Source organism: Melghirimyces algeriensis (genome assembly GCF_900182565.1).
Classification (GTDB): domain Bacteria; phylum Bacillota; class Bacilli; order Thermoactinomycetales; family DSM-45169; genus Melghirimyces; species Melghirimyces algeriensis.
On the sequence record NZ_FXTI01000002.1, the window covers coordinates 23,347 to 41,554 of the forward strand.

The window sequence follows — 18,208 nt, forward strand, 5'->3', positions numbered from 1 at the left end:
GAAAACCAACAAACAATCATGATTTTATTCATCGTGTCAAGCAGGGGTTGAAGAAGTACCATGGCTTCATTTTTTAGTCATCCTCCTGCATAGAAGCTTCAATATCCTTGGTATCAACTTCATGTATTCAATCAACCAATATATGTTCCTTTTTCGACGAGACCTTATGGGTCTCGCTTTTTTATTTTGATATTCTTTTAGACTTGCAATTCCATCCATCAGCCCTACCGGATCTTACGCCGATTTGAGTAGGTATAATTCAATTTTTAGTTGACATTCTTTCCAATATCCACGTACAATTAGCTTAATGTTTTTCCCTAATGCAAAATTGATTTATCTATCAAACTTTATGTCCTTTGAGAAAAAAAGATTGACGGATCTATTTTTTATTCCTTAAGCAAAGAAACAGGGGAGAAAGGATGGAGGGCAACAGATGAAAAGGAACAAGAAATGGACATTTATGGTTCTTGGATTCATGATCGCTACAATGCTGATTCTATCTGCCTGTGGAGTTCAGGAAGGTTCTGATATTCCGGAGGATGGTCCGTTTCAGGTAACTGCCACTACGGGGATGGTGGGTGATGCGGTCAAAAACGTGGGCGGAAAGCGGGTGGAAGTAACCACATTGATGGGACCTGGGGTGGACCCTCATTTATATAAAGCCTCCCAAGGGGATATCAAAAAACTGGATGACGCCCACATGATCTTTTATAACGGCATTCATTTGGAAGGCAAAATGACTGAAATTCTCGACAAGATCTCCAAAGAAAAGCCGGTCATTGCCGTGGCAGAGAAAATTGATAAAAAAGACCTGATCAAAACCGGCGACAACGAGTACGATCCACACGTCTGGTTTGACGTGGATCTGTGGATTCAAACAGTCAAACGGGTAGAAACCGAGCTTTCCAACGCTGACCCCAAACATAAGGAAGATTACCAAAAACGGGCGAATGACTATATCAAAAAGCTGGAGGAACTGGATCGATACGCTGAAAAGCAAATCAAAAGTATTCCCCAAGAGAGGCGCGTACTGGTCACTGCCCATGACGCTTTCGGGTACTTTGGAAAAGCTTACGATATTGAAGTGGTCGGCCTGCAGGGAATCAGCACGGCATCCGAATATGGACTTAAGGACGTGCAACGTATCGTGAAACTGCTGGTTGACCGCGAAATCAAAGCGGTATTCGTAGAGTCCAGCGTTCCCAAACGCTCCATCCAAGCAGTGGTGAAAGGAACTGAAAAAAAAGGACACAAGATCTCCATCGGGGGCGAACTCTTTTCCGATGCCATGGGTAAAGAAGGAACAGTCGAAGGTACGTACGTCGGCATGGTTCGCCATAATGTGGATACTATCGTATCTGCTTTGAAATAGGACAGATAAGAAAGGAGGCATCTACCATGCAAACCAGCAACCGTCCAGTCTCGGTCCGGGATCTATCGGTGGCCTATCACCGAAAACCTGTACTTCGGGATGTCCAGTTTGATGCACCGGAAGGAAAACTGATCGGAATCGTGGGACCCAATGGTGCTGGAAAGTCCACCTTGATTAAAGCGATTATGAATTTACTTCCCCTGACTGGCGGGGAAGTACAAATATACGGCAAGCCATACAAAGAACAACGGGCTCTCGTGGGCTATGTTCCCCAGCGGGAGTCAGTGGACTGGGATTTTCCCACAAGCGCTTTGGATGTGGTTTTAATGGGTCGTTACGGAAAGTTGGGCTGGTTCCGTAAACCCAAAGCCGCCGACCGGGAATACGCCATGGATTGCCTGGATAAAGTGGGCATGGCCGACTTCGCCAAACGGCAGATCAGTCAACTGTCCGGAGGGCAACAGCAACGGGTCTTTCTGGCCCGTTCCCTTGCTCAGGATGCCCGGATTTACTTTATGGATGAACCTTTCGTCGGTGTGGATGCAGCCACGGAAAAAGCCATCATTCGTATTTTGAACGAACTAAAAACACAGAAGAAAACAGTGCTGGTCGTTCATCATGATCTTCAAACCGTACGAGAATACTTTGACTGGCTCTTGATGCTTAACATGCGCCAAATCGCCTTTGGCCCCACTTCCGAAGTATTTACGACGGACAATCTGCAGAAAACCTACGGCGGACGACTGACCGTATTGCCGGACCTTCCCGAACCGGTCGCCGAGACGAGGTGATCATCATGAACGTTCTGACACAAATACAGCAATTCTTCTCTGATCCCAACACTCTTTGGGTGTTGTCCGGTACCATTCTGCTGGGAGTATCCAGCGGTGTCATCGGTTCTTTCGCCTTTTTGCGAAAACGCGGACTGATGGGCGATGTTCTCGCCCACGCCGCTCTTCCTGGTATCTGTCTCGCTTTTATGCTGACAGGTTCGAAAAATCCTCTCTTCTTCCTGATCGGTGCAACCGTGACCGGGATTCTCGCCTCCATGGCGATCAACACCATCACGCGGTTCTCTCGGATCAAAGAGGATACCTCATTAGCACTTGTGCTGTCCGTCTTCTTTGGAGTGGGAATCGTCTTTCTCACCCAAATCCAGCACACCAACTACGGCAACCAGAGCGGCCTGGATAAATTCCTGTTTGGCCAGTCCGCTTCCCTTGTCGGGGATGATGTCTGGGTAATGGGAGGAGTCGCAATTGCTCTTCTATTATTCTCTCTTCTGCTGTTCAAGGAATTCAAGCTTCTATGCTTTGATCCCGGCTTCGGTCGGAGCTTAGGTTTCCCTGTTGGCCTGCTGGACTTGATTTTGATGTTGATGCTGGTTTTGGCGGTTGTCATTGGCCTTCAGGCTGCCGGTGTGGTACTGATGGCTGCTCTGATCATCACCCCGGCGGCAGCCGCCCGTTACTGGACGGAACGATTGGATATCATGCTGGTGCTATCCGCCTTCCTCGGCGGCTTATCCGGTGCACTCGGCACCCTGTTCAGTGCAACTACAGCCAATCTGCCCACCGGTCCTCTGATCGTGGTGGCCGCTACAATGATCTTTCTGATTTCCTTGGTTTTCTCTCCGCGAAGGGGACTGCTCTCCAAAGCAATCCGTCTTGCCGCCACACGAAAACAGATGGCTAGGGAGCGCGTGTTGCAATTTCTCTATGAGAACCGGGAACAGGGCTATTTCGATCCATTGAATACGGAAATGATTTTATGGAAATATCCCATGTCCAGACGCAGACTGAAGTCCGCTCTCGCATCCCTAACCAAAGACGGATGGATTCAAGTGGAACAAAAGGGCGGATCCTTCTTCATCCGGGGAACGGGAGAGGGTTGGGTTCAAGCCTATGAGACCGTTCTGCGCACCCGGATGACCGAAGTATGGATGATGCATGAAAACGAGATTGGGGGGAATATCCGGGAAGAAGGCTCCACCACCGGAGAGATTCCGCCGGATCTGTTTGAACCTCTATGGAACTTGCTGGTGAAACACGGCCGGGAACCGAAATGGAATCCAAAATCGGATAGCATTGCCGGGGAAGGAGGAAACGTTCCATGAGTATGGGACTAACCATTATAATAACCGGAGCGCTGGTAGCCGCCTCCTGTGGATTCTTGGGATGCTTTTTGATCCTCCGACGCATGGCCATGTTGGGGGACGCGATCAGCCATGCCGTTCTTCCCGGCATTGTGATTGCTTTTTTGATGAGCGGTAGCCGGGATTCCCTCCCGATGCTCCTGGGAGCAGCTGCCCTTGGGCTTCTGTGTACCTTTTTCATCCAGAGTCTGCGGTCACAAGGGGTTCAGAGCGACGCGGCCATCAGCGTTACCTTCACCGCCCTCTTTGCAATCGGAGTCATTCTCGTCTCCCTCTACACCCGACAGGTGGACCTGGATTTGGATTGCGTCCTCTATGGGGAAATTGCCTATGTTCCCTGGGATACCCTGTATCTCTTTGGAAACAACATCGGGCCCAAGGCTATCTGGGGAGTGGGAACGGCTTTCATTCTCAGCTTCCTAGTCGTCGGCCTGTTTTTCAAGGAGTTCAAAATTGTCTCCTTCGATCCACAGATGGCCGCCGCCTTGGGAATACCAGTGCTTTTGATCCATTATCTTTTGATGGGGCTCGTCTCCATCACCACCGTCGCTTCTTTTGAAAGCGTTGGAGCCATCCTGGTGGTGGCGATGTTAACCGTACCATCGGCAACGGCGTATCTGCTGACGGACAGACTGGAGACCATGCTGGCGATCAGTGTCGGAGTGGGCATTCTCAGCTCCCTCTTCGGCTACTGGCTTTCCCTCATCTTCAACGCCTCCATCGCTGGCTCAATGACCGTGGCGGCCGGGATCTTCTTCATCCTTGCCTTTCTCTTTTCTCCTCTCCACGGTGTTGTCACCCGCTGGCTCATCCGCCGAAAAATGCGCGCGGCAACAGATCAACCTTAAGACAAGAAAACCCCTCCAATGTATGTGGAGAGGGTGTAATTGGTTGGGGTGAACAATCTTTTCGTTCACCCTTGTTTTTATCCTTAAAATATGCTCTATATTCGATTCATCATATGAATCGCTTTCCCCATGACTCCTTCGGCGGCTTCCTGGATCACTTCCGGTAAGGTCGGATGGGCATGAATCACCAGGCTGAGATCTTCCGCGTTCATCCCCATTTCAATGGCTACTACCACTTCTGAAATCAGGGTGGACGCTTCCGGGCCTACAATCTGCGCTCCAAGGATTTGGTGCGTTTCTTTGTCTGATACGATCTGGATAAATCCATGCTCCACTCCCAATGTCAGGGCACGACCATTTGCTTGAAAAGCCATCCGACTGACTATCGTATCGTATCCCTGTTCTTTGGCTTCCCTGGGTTGAAGGCCCGTATATGCGATTTCGGGATCACTAAAGATGACATAAGGCATGGCTTGGTAATCCACCTCTGACCCCTCTCCATTGATTACTTCCGCCACCACTTTACCTTCAAAGCTGGCTTTATGTGCAAGTAACGGTCCCCCAACGACATCGCCGATCGCAAAAATATTATGTCCTGATGTTCGAAGTTGATCATCTACGCGGATAAATCCTTTTTCATCGGTTTCCACACTGGCATTCGCCAACTCCAAACCGTGCGTGTTAGGAACTCTTCCCACAGCGACGAGCACTTGATTGACATGAAAATGTTCTTCTGAACCATTAACCGTGGCTCGAACCTCTACTCCTTCTCCAACGGTGTTTCCCTCTGTTACCATCGCATCCGTTTTGACGGTGACACCTAACTGTTTCAGCCGCTTGGTTACCATATTGACAAGGGAAGGATCCATTCCCGGCAAGATCTGATTGAGCCCTTCCAGAATAGTCACTTCACTGCCCAGCTTTTGATAAGCGGTTCCCAGCTCCAACCCGATGTACCCACCGCCAACGATCAGAAGTTTTTGGGGGATCGACTTCAATTGCAAGGCTTCCGTTGACGAAATCACTCTTTCTCCATCAAACGGAAGCTTTTTTAATTCAATCGGCTTCGCACCGGTGGCAATCACACAGTGATGAAACCGGACTCTGCGCTCTTCATCATTCGTATCCACTTTCACCGTTTGCTCATCTAGAAAAGAGGCGGTCCCGGAACATACCTCCACCCGATTGGCTTTGAGCAAAGAAGCGACTCCGCCCGTCAGTTTTTCCACTAAACCCTTTTTCCACTTCATCACCCGATCTAAATCGATGGAGATGTCCCCTTTGATATTGATGCCCAGTCCGGAAGAATGGCGGATCATCTCCAACCGATCCGCAACCGTAATCAGAGCTTTTGAGGGAATACATCCACGGGTGAGACAGGTTCCTCCCAACCCCCCGTTATCAATCAGCATCACACGTTTACCCAGTTGAGCAGCACGAATGGCAGCAACATATCCTCCCGGTCCCCCGCCAATGATCACCACATCTTTTTCTTCACTGTTCAATTAAACGACTCCTTTCAATGGTCAAAGGAAATTAATCGGTAAGGGTTTTCAATATAGGAAGTCAATTCCTGAAGGAATTCCGCTGCCGGGACCCCATCGATCACTCGATGATCAAACGTCAAACTTAATTTCATAAGCGTTCGAACCGTGATTTCACCCTGATAAATGGCCGGTTTTTCAATAAGCCTTCCCACACCTAAAATCCCGGTTTCTGGAACATTTAAAATCGGTGTAAATTCATCTACGCCAAATGAACCCAGATTGGTAATCGTGAAAGTGCTTCCCGTCAGGTCATCAACAGACAGACTCCCTTTTTTGCCAGCAGAAGCCAACGACTTGATATCCCGTGACAACTGAATCAGTGATTTGTTGTGAGCATTGCGAACAACTGGAACCATGAGTCCCCGATCAGTCGATAAGGCAATCCCAAGGTGTACATGACCGTATTGGACAATGTTTTCTTCCTCCCATTTTGCATTGAGATCGGGATGGTTCTCCAATGCCAGTACGGTTGCTCGTGCGATAAAGTCGTTATAGGTCAGCTTTACATCCATTCGTTGAACAATGTCTTCTTTGATTTGTTGCCGCAACCGAACCAGTTCAGTGGCATCCACTTCGGTATGCAACGTCAATTGAGCGGTCTGTTGCAAGCTTTGAAACATACGCTCGGCAATCACTTTACGAATCCCGGATACGGGAACTTTCCGGATGTTTTCACCTGCAACCATTTCAGGTTCCTGTTTGGAGACGGGAGCACCTTCTTTTTTATCAGCAATCGCTCGTAATACATCTTCTTTGGTAATCCGATTTTTAGGACCGGTCCCCTGAACACCTGAGAGGTCAATTCCCTCTTTTTTCGCCAATTTGCGCGCAACTGGAGAGGCTACGATTTTTTTGTTTTGGGGTGGCTGATTTCTCGATGCTTTTTTCTTCTTTTCCATATCAGCCATCACCTGTAACACGTCTTCTTTCATAATCCGGTTTCCCGGTCCAGTTCCTTGAATACCAGAGAGATTGATTCCTTCTTTTTTCGCCAGCTTGCGGGCAGAAGGGGAAATATTGTTTTGATTGTCCGTTTGTTCAGGGCCTTGATGTCCTTTCTGTTCGACGTCTTTTTTGCTTGATTGGACTGCCTCTCCCTCAGCTCCCACAAAACCGATCACTTCCGAAACCGGAACCACGCCATCCTGGGGAATTACAATGCTCAATATCCCGGAATCCGGTGCTTCCACATCAATTTCTGCCTTGTCGGAGCTGATCGTGACAATGGCTTCTCCCTTTTCTACCTGTTCCCTCTCGTTTTTATGCCACTCTACTACGGTTCCTTCTTCCATGGACAATCCTAGCTTCGGCATGACAATTTCGGTTGCCATATACAGACCCCCTCACTCGCAATGGTTTATCACTATCATTTAGAATGGGGAAGTTCAGACGGGGATCGCTATCATTTCGTTTTGCTCACCACACCGAACCTCCCCACCGATTACCGGATCAGCCTAAACGGTCGTCAATGTTTCCCCTATCATCTCTTCTGCCGCCGAGAGGATTTTCTCCGTTGAGGGAAGATAAAGATCCTCCAGGGTGGGTGAAAAGGGTACCGGAGTATGCGGTGCGGTAATGCATTTAATCGGTGCATCCAAATAGTCAAATCCCTGATCCGCCACCAATGCAGCGATGTCACGGGCTATGCTACAACGCGGGTTGGATTCATCTACTATAATGAGACGGGAAGTCTTTTCTACCGATTGCAATATCGTTTGATTATCTAAGGGAGACAAACTCCGCGGGTCCACCACTTCCGCTTCGACCCCTTGCTTGGACAAATGGTCTGCCACTTTTAATGCGGTATGAACCTGCTTTCCGATCCCTACGATTGTGATATCGCTCCCCGTTCGTTTCATGTCCGCTTGTCCGAGCGGAATGCGGTATTCCCCTTCAGGAACCTCTCCCTTTAGGTTATAAAGCGTTTTGTCTTCAAAGAAGATTACCGGATCGTCATCCTCGATGGCGGTCAGCAACAACCCCTTCGCATCTGCGGGAGTGGAAGGAACCACCACCTTCAATCCAGGAACAGACGTAAACATCGGATACAGACTTTGGGAGTGCTGTGCAGCCGCCCGAAAACCGGCACCGTGCATCGTACGGATGGTGACGGGTGTTTTCACTTTGCCCCCAAACATATACCGAAACTTCGCCCCCTGGTTCAGCAATTGATCAAAACAGACGCCCATAAAATCGTTAAACATCAGCTCTGCAACAGGGCGCAATCCCGTCGAGGCAGCGCTTACAGCCGCGCCGATATAACCTGCTTCGCTGATGGGGGTATCCAGCACGCGTTTGCGTCCAAACTTCTTCACCAGTCCTTTGGTGACTCCCAGCACTCCTCCCCATGCTTCATCATCCTGGAGATGATCCACTCCGCCGCCTCCGGCTACATCTTCTCCCATCAAGATAACATCGGGGTTTTTGCTCATGGCAACTTCCATCGCTTCACGAATGGCTTCAGAAAAGGAAATTGTTCGGCCCATCAGGCGCCACCTCCATCGGTCGGATAGGATACATAGACATCCGTCGTCAATTCGTTCTCTGAGGGAAAAGGGCTTTCTTCCGCAAACCGGATGGCTTCCTCCACTTCCCTTTCCACCTCATTCTCAATGCGGTCGAGATCCTTTTTCGACGCAATCCCTTCGTCGGTCAGGTACTGTATGAAGCGCTGAATGACATCCTTTTCAGCCTGAGATTCTCTCTCTTCCTTCGTTTTATAGGTTTGTGTATCTCCTTCAAAGTGACCATAATTCCGAAACGTCTTGCACTCAATCAGCGTGGGACCTTCTCCCCTTTTCGCACGTTCCACCGCTTCTTTGGCTGCATGGTAAACCGCGACGGCATCTCTCCCATCCACAACTACACCTGGGATGTTATAAGCCTGAGCGCGATCGGCGATATGGGTACAACTGGATGCATAATGAAAGGGGGTTGCTTCTCCATATCCGTTGTTTTCCGCTACAAAAACCACGGGTAAATTCCAGATCGCCGCCAGGTTGAGCCCTTCATGGAACGTTCCTTCATTATTTGCTCCGTCCCCGAAAAAACATGCCGTCACTTGATCCGTTTCCTTTACCTTGGCGGTTAAAGCCGACCCACAAGCCAAGGGAATCCCACCGCCGACGATTCCGTTGGCCCCTAACATCCCTTTCTCAAAATCAGCAATATGCATGGACCCGCCTTTTCCTTTGCATAACCCGGTGGCTCTCCCATAAATCTCAGCCATCATCCCCTTCAAATCACATTCCTTGGCAATGCAATGACCGTGTCCCCGGTGGGTGGAGGTAATAAAATCTTGATCCGTTAAATGAGCACACACCCCAACGGCGACAGCCTCTTCACCGGCATACAAATGGACAAACCCTGGGATGTCTCCCCTCGCAAAGATTTCGCGCACGGCGTCTTCAAACTTTCGGATTTGGACCATCTTGCGGAACATCCAAAGTCCTTGTTCCTGCTGAATGGAGTTTTGTTTTTCCTCTACGCTTTTCATGTGTACTCCCTCCTTTTCGGACTTCCCGTCCTGCTCATCTTACAGAAGCAAATCCCATGCCAAATTAAAACGTCGAAATAAGTGCGCTTTTTCGTATTCTTGATATCCCATAACTGTTCACCTGTAACAATCTGTTCTATTTCGTTAACAAAAGCAAAACCAGGCCGATTCTCCCCACGTCATAAAGAAACCCCGCCAGTAGGGCGGGATTCAACAGGACGGGTTCAACCCGGCTGAACCATTATTTTTATCTGCTCTTTATTGTTTGCCAACTCTTCAAATGCTTCATTTATATTGTGAATGGGAATTTCCTTGGTTACCAAACCCTCAACCTTGAATGTCCCGTCGGTAATTAATTTGATTACAGAAGGGAAGATATTCCGGTATGCGAGACTGCCCCGTATTTCCCGTTCTTTCATCACCAGATCGTTTGGTCGAATAAGGGCCGGTTTTTCCCAAATGCTCACAATCACCACTTGACCGTCCACTTCGGTACACTCAATGGCGCTATTGAGTGCCGGCTCCACACCCGTCACCTCAAAACAGACATCCGCACCACCGTTTAATAAATCATTAACGGTGTCTTGCACCTGATCCTTCATGGGATCAAGCGTGAAATCCGCCCCCATTTGTTTGGCTAATGCTCTTCGTTGTTCAGCTATTTCTACCGCTATAATGTTACTGGCGCCGGAGATTTTGGCGGCCTGGATCACCAACAGACCGATGGAGCCTGCTCCAAATACAATGCAGTTATCTCCCGGTTTTAATTGGCTGCGCCGGACTGCATGAAGAGCCACGGCAGCCGGTTCCACCAGCGCCCCTTCCTGCAACGTCATGGAATCAGGGATTTTGTGCACCCATCTTTCATGAACCGTTGTCATCTCAGAGAATCCACCACCCCCTCCGCTCAATCCGTGAAACCCCAGTTGCTCACATAGGTTGTAATACCCCTTTTGGCATGCTCTGCATCTTCCGCATGCAAGAATCGGCTCAACCGTCACCCGATCCCCGACATCCACTTTTGTCACACCTTCTCCTATTTTCACAACCTCTCCGGAAAATTCGTGTCCAAGGATAACGGGTACCTTTTCTCCGGTTAAAGGGTGCGGCTCGTCCGGCAAGAAGATCGGGCCTGCCAGATATTCATGAAGGTCGGTACCGCATATTCCACACCACTTCACCTTGATTTTTACCATTCCCGGCTGTACCGTCGGCTCGGATACATCCCGAACCTGGATATCCCGAACGCCATACCACATCGCTGCTTTCATCGGAATCCTCCTTTTAAAAACTGAAAGCCATACCGCTCTTCCCTTTTGGCACACACCTTGGCTTTCGGTTGCTATTTCATATATCCGCTCCTCTTTTTTGGATTTCTCGTTCCACAAATTTATTAATGCAAGTCCCTCGCCAAACTGACATCATGAAAGAATCCGTTCTTTATAAATAACAATGTTTCATTCATTGTTCACATGTTGCAAATCGTTACAGGAATGTTTTATGATGAGATAGAAAGGAGGTTAACCATGCAATTAACAAAATCCACTTGGAGCCAGTTCGTCCAAAATGGCACCTTGGACCCGGCCCGAATTGAAAAGGTGATTCACGAATCCTGGTCGCGGTGCAAAGCGTTGGATATAAACCCCTTTCGCAAAGTAACAGATAAAGTATTGACACTGAATGAGCTGGAAAAACGGCGAAATCAGCTCGATATTTTAATAAAGGAAGCCAAATTGTATTTCAACGAATTGAAAGCGTTTACAAAAAATCATGAGATGATCGTTCTTCTGGTAGATCGTGACGGATTTATCCTTACTCAAGAAGGGCATCCGAGAACCATGGAAAAGGCAAAATCCATGCGTTTTTTACCCGGTGCAAGATGGTCTGAAGAGAATATCGGTACCAATGCCATTGGAACAGCTTTAAAAACCGGAAGTCCCATCTATGTGGAAGGCTATCAGCATTTCACTGTCTCTTCCCATGATTGGTGCTGCGCGGCAGCCCCCATTAAAACCGAATCGGGAGAGCTTCTTGGTGTGATCGATATCTCCGGTCCGGTTGGAAAAGCACACCCCTATCTGCTTGCAATCGTCAGCACCATTGCCACAACCCTTGAGAAAAAAATAAAGCACCGCTTTCATCGTTTCCCAGATTGCGGAGAAGGAAACGAACATTCTTTCTTTGAGGGAGCTATCGGTACAAGTCCAGCCTTCCTGAAGACCCTGGATCTGAGTAAAAAAGCCGCTTCCGTTTCCTACCCTGTCAGTTTACAAGGAGAGAGCGGAACGGGAAAAGAACTGGTGGCAAAATATATCCATCGTAACAGTTCCAGGTCCAATGGTCCCTTTATCGCTTTAAATTGCGGGGCCATATCGTCACAACTTTTGGAGAGCGAACTCTTTGGTTATGAGGGGGGCGCTTTTACCGGAGCCAAGGCAGAGGGGTATATCGGTAAACTGCGTGCCGCTCATAAAGGAACCATTTTCTTGGATGAGATTGCGGAGTTAAGTCCAGAAATGCAGGTGGCCCTTCTCCGGTTTCTGCAAGAGCAAACCGTTCGTCCAATCGGTAGCAATAAAGAATACCATGTGGATACACGCGTCATTACTGCCACTCACAAAGATCTAAAGAAACTGGTACAAAGAGGGGAATTTCGGGAGGATTTATTCTTTCGTATTTTCGTTCTCCCTATCCAATTGCCGCCCCTTCGTGAGCGTAAAGAGGATATTCCCCATTTAGCCAATTACTTTTTTAATCTCTTCGGTATTGAGAAAAATTTGACATATGAGGCAATGAAAGTGCTCCAAGAATATGATTGGCCCGGTAATATCCGCGAACTTAAAAATGTCTTGATCGCCGCTAATGTTTTTGTAGATGAGGATGTCATTCATCCCTTAACCTTAATGCAAATCATTAAAGAACGCTCCACAGCTCTAGAAACCAATACGCTCCCACGTGAATCGCGAAATAAAGCGATCAAACAAGCTCTTGAAGAAACAAACGGAAATATTTCAAAAGCATCTAAACTATTGGGTGTCTCAAGAACCACGCTTCACCGGTGGCTGAAAAAGCAAACGTGATTCTCTCCATTTCCTTGGATAGATGATTCTGAAAAAGCCCAAATCTAACTTTTAGACGGTCAAGATCGTTTTGACCGGTTTTTTGTGGTTTCTACATCCGCCTGATTTCGCCAGGATATAAAAAACGCCCTCTGATTAAGAGGGCCTACCCTTCCGTTTCCACAGAGGAATACCGGTTGACAGGGAAAACAGGAAAGCTAGTGAAATTATGTTCATCTGGATCATATATCCGTGAACGAATAAGAAAACGAATGCCCAACGGAATTTCTAAAGAGAAAGAGGCACCTCTGCCCTTGGTGACATCGACAATCAACTGAGGTGGCTTCCAGTACTCCAATTGAGATCGGGAAATATAAAGGGAGCACTGTCTAATTTATACCAATAAAACACCTTTGTTGCCTATTTGAAAATCACCCTTCCGAAAACACACATCGGTGTTCATCCATCACAGCAGTCTCCACTCTGATGAAATATTAGTTCACCATGTTTCAATTGAAGCTGACAGATGACATTTTTCACTTCATCAGTAGCGAGAACCCTTTTGACCCATTTGTTTTCCATTAGCAATCCTCTTTGGTAAAAGGAAAAAGGTAACCGCGAGACTGGCCCTTCGCGGTTACCAAAGTCTGCTTCCATTTTTAAAAAAAGCCCTGCGGATTTTTGTCGTAGGAGATAAGGAGATTCTTGGTTTGGGTGTAGTGTTCCAACATCATCTTATGGGTCTCGCGGCCGATACCGGATTGCTTGTACCCACCAAACGCGGCATGGGCAGGATACTGATGATAGCAGTTGACCCACACTCTGCCAGCTTCCGTTTTCCGGGCCAGTTGATATGCCTGATGTGCATCGCGGGTCCATAAGCCAGCACCAAGGCCGTAGAGAGTGTCGTTGGCGATCTCCAAAAGCTCCTTTTCATCTCTGAAGGTGGTTACCGACACGACGGGACCAAATATTTCCTCTTGGAAAATACGCATCTTATTATGCCCTTTAAATACCGTTGGCTGAATATAATATCCCTTTGGATAATCTGAGTTCGTAAAAGGCTGACCACCAGTAAGAAGCTCTGCACCTTCTTTTTTTCCGATGTCAATAAAACTTAAAATCTTCTCATATTGATCGTTGGATGCTTGAGCTCCCATCATCGTTTCCGGATGTAGCGGATCACCCATCCTGATTTTATTCACTCGTTCCAAAGCCCTTTCCATAAAAGCATCGTAGATGGATTCCTGGATTAAGGCGCGGGAAGGACAAGTGCAGACTTCTCCCTGATTGAGAGCAAACATTGTAAACCCTTCCAATGCTTTATCCAAAAAGTTGTCATCTTGGCTCATGACACTTTCGGTAAAGATGTTGGGTGATTTCCCCCCTAATTCCAAGGTGACAGGCTTAATATTTTCAGATGCATACTCCATAATCAGCCGTCCGGTTGTCGTTTCGCCGGTAAAGGCCACCTTCCCAACACGAGGCGAAGAGGCGAGTGGGGCGCCCGCTTCCACTCCAAAACCGTTTACAATATTCAAGACCCCTGGTGGGAGCAAATCGGCGACCAATTCAGCAAAGAGCAAAATTGTCACCGGGGTTTGTTCTGCAGGCTTCAAAACCACACAATTCCCAGCAGCCAAGGCAGGCGCTAACTTCCAGGCCGCCATCAACAACGGGAAATTCCAGGGAATAATCTGCCCAACCACTCCGATGGGTTCCTTGATGTGCATGGAGACCGTATGGGCATCCAGTTCAGAAACACCGCTTTCCTCACCGCGGATGACCCCTGCAAAATAGCGGAAATGGTCGATCGCAAGCGGTAGATCCGCATTTAACGTTTCTCGTATGGCTTTTCCATTGTCCCAGGTTTCAGACAGGGCCAGCATTTCCAGGTTATTTTCCAGTCGGTCAGCGATTTTGAACAGGATATTGCTCCGTTCCGTTACTGAAGTGTTTCCCCATTTTCCCTTGGCTTGATGTGCTTTATCTAAAGCGAGATCAATATCTTCTTTTTGGGAACGGGCCACCTTGGTAAAAACTCTTCCGTTGACAGGAGATGCATTTTCAAAATACTCCCCACTGACCGGCGGTACCCATTCTCCCCCGATAAAGTTGTCATACGTTGCTTTATAATATAGCAAGCTTCCTTCCGTATTAGGCGGTTGGTACCCTGCAATCTTAACACTCATCTAAATACCCTCCCATTTTCTGTGATAGATCGCAATACATAAAGACAAGTTGCTTGCCCTCTGTTACCTTATCCAAGAGAAGTGCGCTTAGAACTGTAAGACCAAGCGGGCTTTAGCTTGCGCTTTCTCCACCTCTTCAAAGGCCTTCTGCACTTGATGGAGGTGTCTCGTTTCATGGATCACCTTCGTCCGTCCTAATGCGTGCAATTGCATGGTTTCTTCCAGATCGGTCCTTGTCCCGACAATAGAGCCAACCACTTGAATCCCGTTAAGCACCGTCTCAAAGATGGGGAGCTGAACATGGTTATCCGCCGGCAGGGCAACAAAGACGATCCGACCACCCCGACGCAAGGATTGGTAAGCCTGCTCAAAAGCCTTCGGCGCTACCGCCAGGCTGATCGCAGCGTCGGCCCCGCCCAGTTTTTTGATTTCTTCCACCGGATTATGCGTGCTGGCGTTAACCGTATAATCCGCCCCAAGCTCCTTAGCCAGCTCCAGCTTCTCATCATGAAGGTCTACTGCAACCACTGTCGCACCTGCGATCTTGGCGTACTGCAACGCCAGATGTCCCAGTCCACCAATCCCGAAAATGGCCACCAAATTCGCAGGGCGGGCACCCGATATCTTCACAGCCTTATAGGTGGTGACTCCTGCGCAGGTTAAGGGAGCAGCATCCAAGGGATTGACGTTGTCGGGTACCTTGACGATGCTTTTGGTGTATCCCAAGGCGTATTCGGCATGCGTGCCGTCAATCGTATATCCTGTATTCAGTTGTTGCTCACACAACGTCTCCCAACCTGAATTACAATAGTCACATACACCGCAGGCATAACCCAACCACGGGAGCACGACTCGATCTCCTTCCTTGAAACCTTGGACCTCTTTTCCGACTCCTTCAATGATTCCAACCCCTTCATGCCCTGGGATCAAAGGAAGCTTTGGTTTAATTGGCCAATCTCCGTGTGCAGCATGAATATCTGTATGACAAATACCAGAAGCTTCGATTTTGACACGGACTTGACCCTTACCCGGTTCCGGAATATCCACCTCTTCGATCTGAATCGGTTCCGCAAAATCGCGCACAACAGATGCCATCATTTTCTTCGCCATACCTTTCACTCCTTTTAGGGATTACATAAATCTGAAAGCGCTTTCTACACACCGGACAATAACTGAAAATTTGACGCCTACATCGCGATCCATCCTTCCAACGTTCTTTCAATCAACATTAAAAAGCAAACTTTATGCCAACAGATAAAAGCAAAGAATTATCGGATTCCAAAGAGGTCTAAAATTGTTCACTTAACATTACAATGTTCATTTTATGAACAAATATATGATTCCCCATCACCATTTTCAGGGAGAAGTGATCTTACGAATAAAAAAAGCGCCGCTTAGCGCTTTTTTTATTCGTACATTGCTATTAAGATGGCGAGCGTCTCGCTTACTGTCTACGCTTAGATACCGATTGCAAAGTATTGAGATATTTGGAATATGACATCATAACTTGTTCAACCTGAGTTCCTTTAGATATACTCCTTTTAAGCTCACCAACTGCTCTAGAGAGAGACGTTATTGTATTTTATTTGCTCCCTCACTTTACTTATTTGTGGATATTGATTGATTTTTTTATATAAGGTCGTTCTGCTAATTCCAAGCAATTGTGCAGCCTTCGACAAATTTCCGTCTGCCGTTTGGATCGCTTGGATAATGGTCTCCACTTCTTGGTCTCTAAGCAATAACATAGGCGTATGATCTCTCGATAACCATAACTCTTCCACGGATATCCTCGTAGATTGTCGGATGAAATGCGCTTTATAGGCGGCTTGGCGAAGTACCTGGCGCAATTCCCTGATATTTCCGGGCCAATGATAATGTTGAATTTTCTTTTTGGTCATATGATCTAACGTGATTTCTTTTAAACCGATTTCCTGGGCTACTTTTTGCAAAAAAAAGTCTGCTAAGGAAAATAGATCTGATCTCTCCCGAAGGGGAGGCAATTTAATTTCAAATTCGCACAGGCGGTAATAGAGATCGGCCCGAAAACGTTTGTTTTGCACTTCCTCGACCAAATTTCGGTTGGTCGCTGCAACAATGCGAACATCCACTTGTTTTGGTTGATGAGAGCCAATTTTTGTAACGACTTTCTCTTCTAAAACCCTTAATAAAACCGCTTGAGAGCTTAATGGCAACTCCCCGATTTCGTCCAAAAACAATGTTCCCCCATGGGCGGCTTCAAATTTCCCGGTTTGTCCTTCCTTTCCTGCCCCGGTAAAGGCACCTTTTTCATAACCAAACAATTCCGATTCAATCAGCTGTTCGGGAATGGCTGCACAATTAATGGTTATAAGTGGTCCCTCTCTTCCACTTGCACGGTGGATTTCCTGAGCTATTCCTTCTTTTCCGCTTCCGGTTTCACCTTGAATCAGGATAGAAGCTTCTGTCTGCGCCACTGCTGTCACGGTTTGAAGCACTTGTTTTACTTTTGGACAATCATAAACCCATCCACTCTTGTGTTCTATTTGTTTTGCCTTCATTAGGTTGCGAGATTTCGCTGGACTGAGTAGCACACGAAAATTTTTTCTTCGTTGATCCTGTACCGTTTGCGCCACCCATGTTTTTGTTTCCCCCTTGTAATTGGGGTGAAGGGTGATTTTTTTCACTGATGGTCCATTGGGAGATAATAGATCTTCACAATGAAACCAATGGCTTAAAGGTTGTCCAATACAACATTGTAAAGGCCGTTGTAGGATATCCGCTGCAGCTTGATTGATCCGGGTTATGATACCGCTTTCATCAAGGGATATAAGAGGCTGGGTCATTTTTTTGAAAATATCTTCCGTCTCTTGAAGAGCAAGCGTTAGTTCATGTTGCGTATTTTCGAGAAGAAGTTGCGATTGACATGCTTGAGCGGCCGCAGTTACCATCCCCAGTGTGTGGATGTGATGGTCACGTGCATCTCCACTAACGTCCAGAATCCCCAGCAATTTTCCACTCGGAGAATATAACGGAGAAGCATAGCAAGTAAGAAAATGGTTTTCACGACAAAAATGTTGCTTCCCGATTACACTTACCGGTTTTTTTTCTATCAGTGCTGTCCCGATCGCATTTGTTCCTTTAATGTGTTCATTCCAGTTTGCCCCTGCATCCAACCATACTTTTTTCGCCTTTTCCGCAAATGGATATTCTCCCCACGAACGGAGAATATACCCATCGACATCGGAGACTAGAATCATAAAAGAGGTCTTTTTTAACTGTGAATATAAACGCTCCAATATAGGATGGGATGCACGGAAAAAATCACGAAGCTGATCCACCCGGTCTTTTAACTCCGCTCCTCCCAGCAGCTCATTTTCTATTTTAATGGGATCGACACCAAGTGTTTTACTGCGTTCCCATGACGAAACGATTACGGAATTTGTGTTTGTATTTTCTGAATACACCTGAACCATCCACCTCCTGTTATCCAATTCGTAATGTTTCGCTTCTTGGAAAGTTCAGCAAGTAAATGAGCATAAACCACCCATGATTTTTGGCAT

At 47.4% G+C, this 18,208-nt stretch carries 15 protein-coding genes; 5 read left to right on the forward strand and 10 right to left on the reverse strand.

Annotation, left to right across the window (positions count from 1 at the left end; all coding sequences use genetic code 11):
• Window positions 1-433 precede the first annotated feature (433 nt).
• The 4 genes from FN782_RS03160 to FN782_RS03175 are packed head-to-tail and all read left to right on the forward strand — an operon-like array spanning window position 434 to window position 4,375.
• Window positions 434-1,372 carry a metal ABC transporter solute-binding protein, Zn/Mn family gene (locus FN782_RS03160; RefSeq protein ID WP_142504340.1) on the forward strand — a complete coding sequence of 313 codons (939 nt, stop codon included), beginning with the start codon at window positions 434-436 and terminating at the stop codon, window positions 1,370-1,372.
• A 26-nt stretch (window positions 1,373-1,398) separates the two neighbouring features.
• Entirely contained in the window at window positions 1,399-2,163 is a 765-nt protein-coding gene (locus tag FN782_RS03165; protein ID WP_142504341.1) for a metal ABC transporter ATP-binding protein, read from the forward strand.
• A 5-nt stretch (window positions 2,164-2,168) separates the two neighbouring features.
• On the forward strand, window positions 2,169-3,488 hold the full coding sequence (locus tag FN782_RS03170) for a metal ABC transporter permease (protein ID WP_142504342.1): 1,320 nt from the start codon (window positions 2,169-2,171) through the stop codon (window positions 3,486-3,488).
• Window positions 3,485-4,375: a metal ABC transporter permease gene (locus tag FN782_RS03175; protein WP_425462676.1), complete on the forward strand. Its 891-nt coding sequence runs from the start codon at window positions 3,485-3,487 to the stop codon at window positions 4,373-4,375. Before FN782_RS03170 ends, FN782_RS03175 begins: the two co-directional genes overlap by 4 nt.
• A 95-nt stretch (window positions 4,376-4,470) precedes the next feature.
• Here FN782_RS03175 and lpdA read toward each other — a convergent pair whose 3' ends face one another.
• From lpdA to FN782_RS03200, 5 genes are all read right to left on the reverse strand, one after another.
• The gene (gene lpdA, locus FN782_RS03180; RefSeq protein ID WP_142504343.1) at window positions 4,471-5,880 is read right to left on the reverse strand and encodes a dihydrolipoyl dehydrogenase; all 1,410 of its coding nucleotides are present in this window, start codon (window positions 5,878-5,880) and stop codon (window positions 4,471-4,473) included.
• A gap of 14 nt (window positions 5,881-5,894) precedes the next feature.
• Window positions 5,895-7,253 (reverse strand): 2-oxo acid dehydrogenase subunit E2, encoded by a 1,359-nt coding sequence (locus FN782_RS03185; protein WP_142504344.1) that lies wholly within the window; start codon window positions 7,251-7,253, stop codon window positions 5,895-5,897.
• Window positions 7,254-7,376: 123 nt separating this feature from the next.
• Entirely contained in the window at window positions 7,377-8,408 is a 1,032-nt protein-coding gene (locus FN782_RS03190; RefSeq protein WP_142504345.1) for an alpha-ketoacid dehydrogenase subunit beta, read from the reverse strand.
• Window positions 8,408-9,418, reverse strand: coding sequence for a thiamine pyrophosphate-dependent dehydrogenase E1 component subunit alpha (locus FN782_RS03195; RefSeq protein WP_142504346.1), 1,011 nt, complete (start codon window positions 9,416-9,418; stop codon window positions 8,408-8,410). The genes FN782_RS03190 and FN782_RS03195 overlap by 1 nt, the downstream gene beginning before the upstream one ends.
• Window positions 9,419-9,642: 224 nt before the next feature.
• Window positions 9,643-10,689: a 2,3-butanediol dehydrogenase gene (locus FN782_RS03200; RefSeq protein ID WP_142504347.1), complete on the reverse strand. Its 1,047-nt coding sequence runs from the start codon at window positions 10,687-10,689 to the stop codon at window positions 9,643-9,645.
• Window positions 10,690-10,944: 255 nt separating this feature from the next.
• Here FN782_RS03200 and FN782_RS03205 point away from each other — a divergent pair, with 255 nt between their 5' ends.
• Window positions 10,945-12,498, forward strand: a complete 1,554-nt coding sequence (locus FN782_RS03205; RefSeq protein ID WP_185956006.1) for a sigma-54-dependent Fis family transcriptional regulator — start codon at window positions 10,945-10,947, stop codon at window positions 12,496-12,498.
• A gap of 145 nt (window positions 12,499-12,643) precedes the next feature.
• Here FN782_RS03205 and FN782_RS17380 read toward each other — a convergent pair whose 3' ends face one another.
• The 5 genes from FN782_RS17380 to FN782_RS03225 all read right to left on the reverse strand — a co-directional run bounded on the left by FN782_RS17380 (window position 12,644) and on the right by FN782_RS03225 (window position 18,112).
• Entirely contained in the window at window positions 12,644-12,835 is a 192-nt protein-coding gene (locus FN782_RS17380) for a DUF779 domain-containing protein (protein ID WP_342778343.1), read from the reverse strand.
• Between the two features lie 101 nt (window positions 12,836-12,936).
• Window positions 12,937-13,059, reverse strand: a complete 123-nt coding sequence (locus tag FN782_RS17385; protein WP_342778344.1) for a DUF779 domain-containing protein — start codon at window positions 13,057-13,059, stop codon at window positions 12,937-12,939.
• A 77-nt stretch (window positions 13,060-13,136) separates the two neighbouring features.
• Window positions 13,137-14,669, reverse strand: a complete 1,533-nt coding sequence (exaC, locus tag FN782_RS03215; protein WP_142504349.1) for an acetaldehyde dehydrogenase ExaC — start codon at window positions 14,667-14,669, stop codon at window positions 13,137-13,139.
• An 87-nt stretch (window positions 14,670-14,756) separates the two neighbouring features.
• Complete coding sequence (gene adhP / locus FN782_RS03220) at window positions 14,757-15,767, reverse strand: alcohol dehydrogenase AdhP (RefSeq protein ID WP_142504744.1); 1,011 nt, start codon at window positions 15,765-15,767, stop codon at window positions 14,757-14,759.
• Between the two features lie 461 nt (window positions 15,768-16,228).
• A complete protein-coding gene (locus FN782_RS03225) occupies window positions 16,229-18,112 on the reverse strand; it encodes a sigma-54-dependent Fis family transcriptional regulator (protein WP_185956007.1) in 1,884 nt (627 codons plus the stop codon).
• Between the last annotated feature and the right edge of the window lie 96 nt (window positions 18,113-18,208).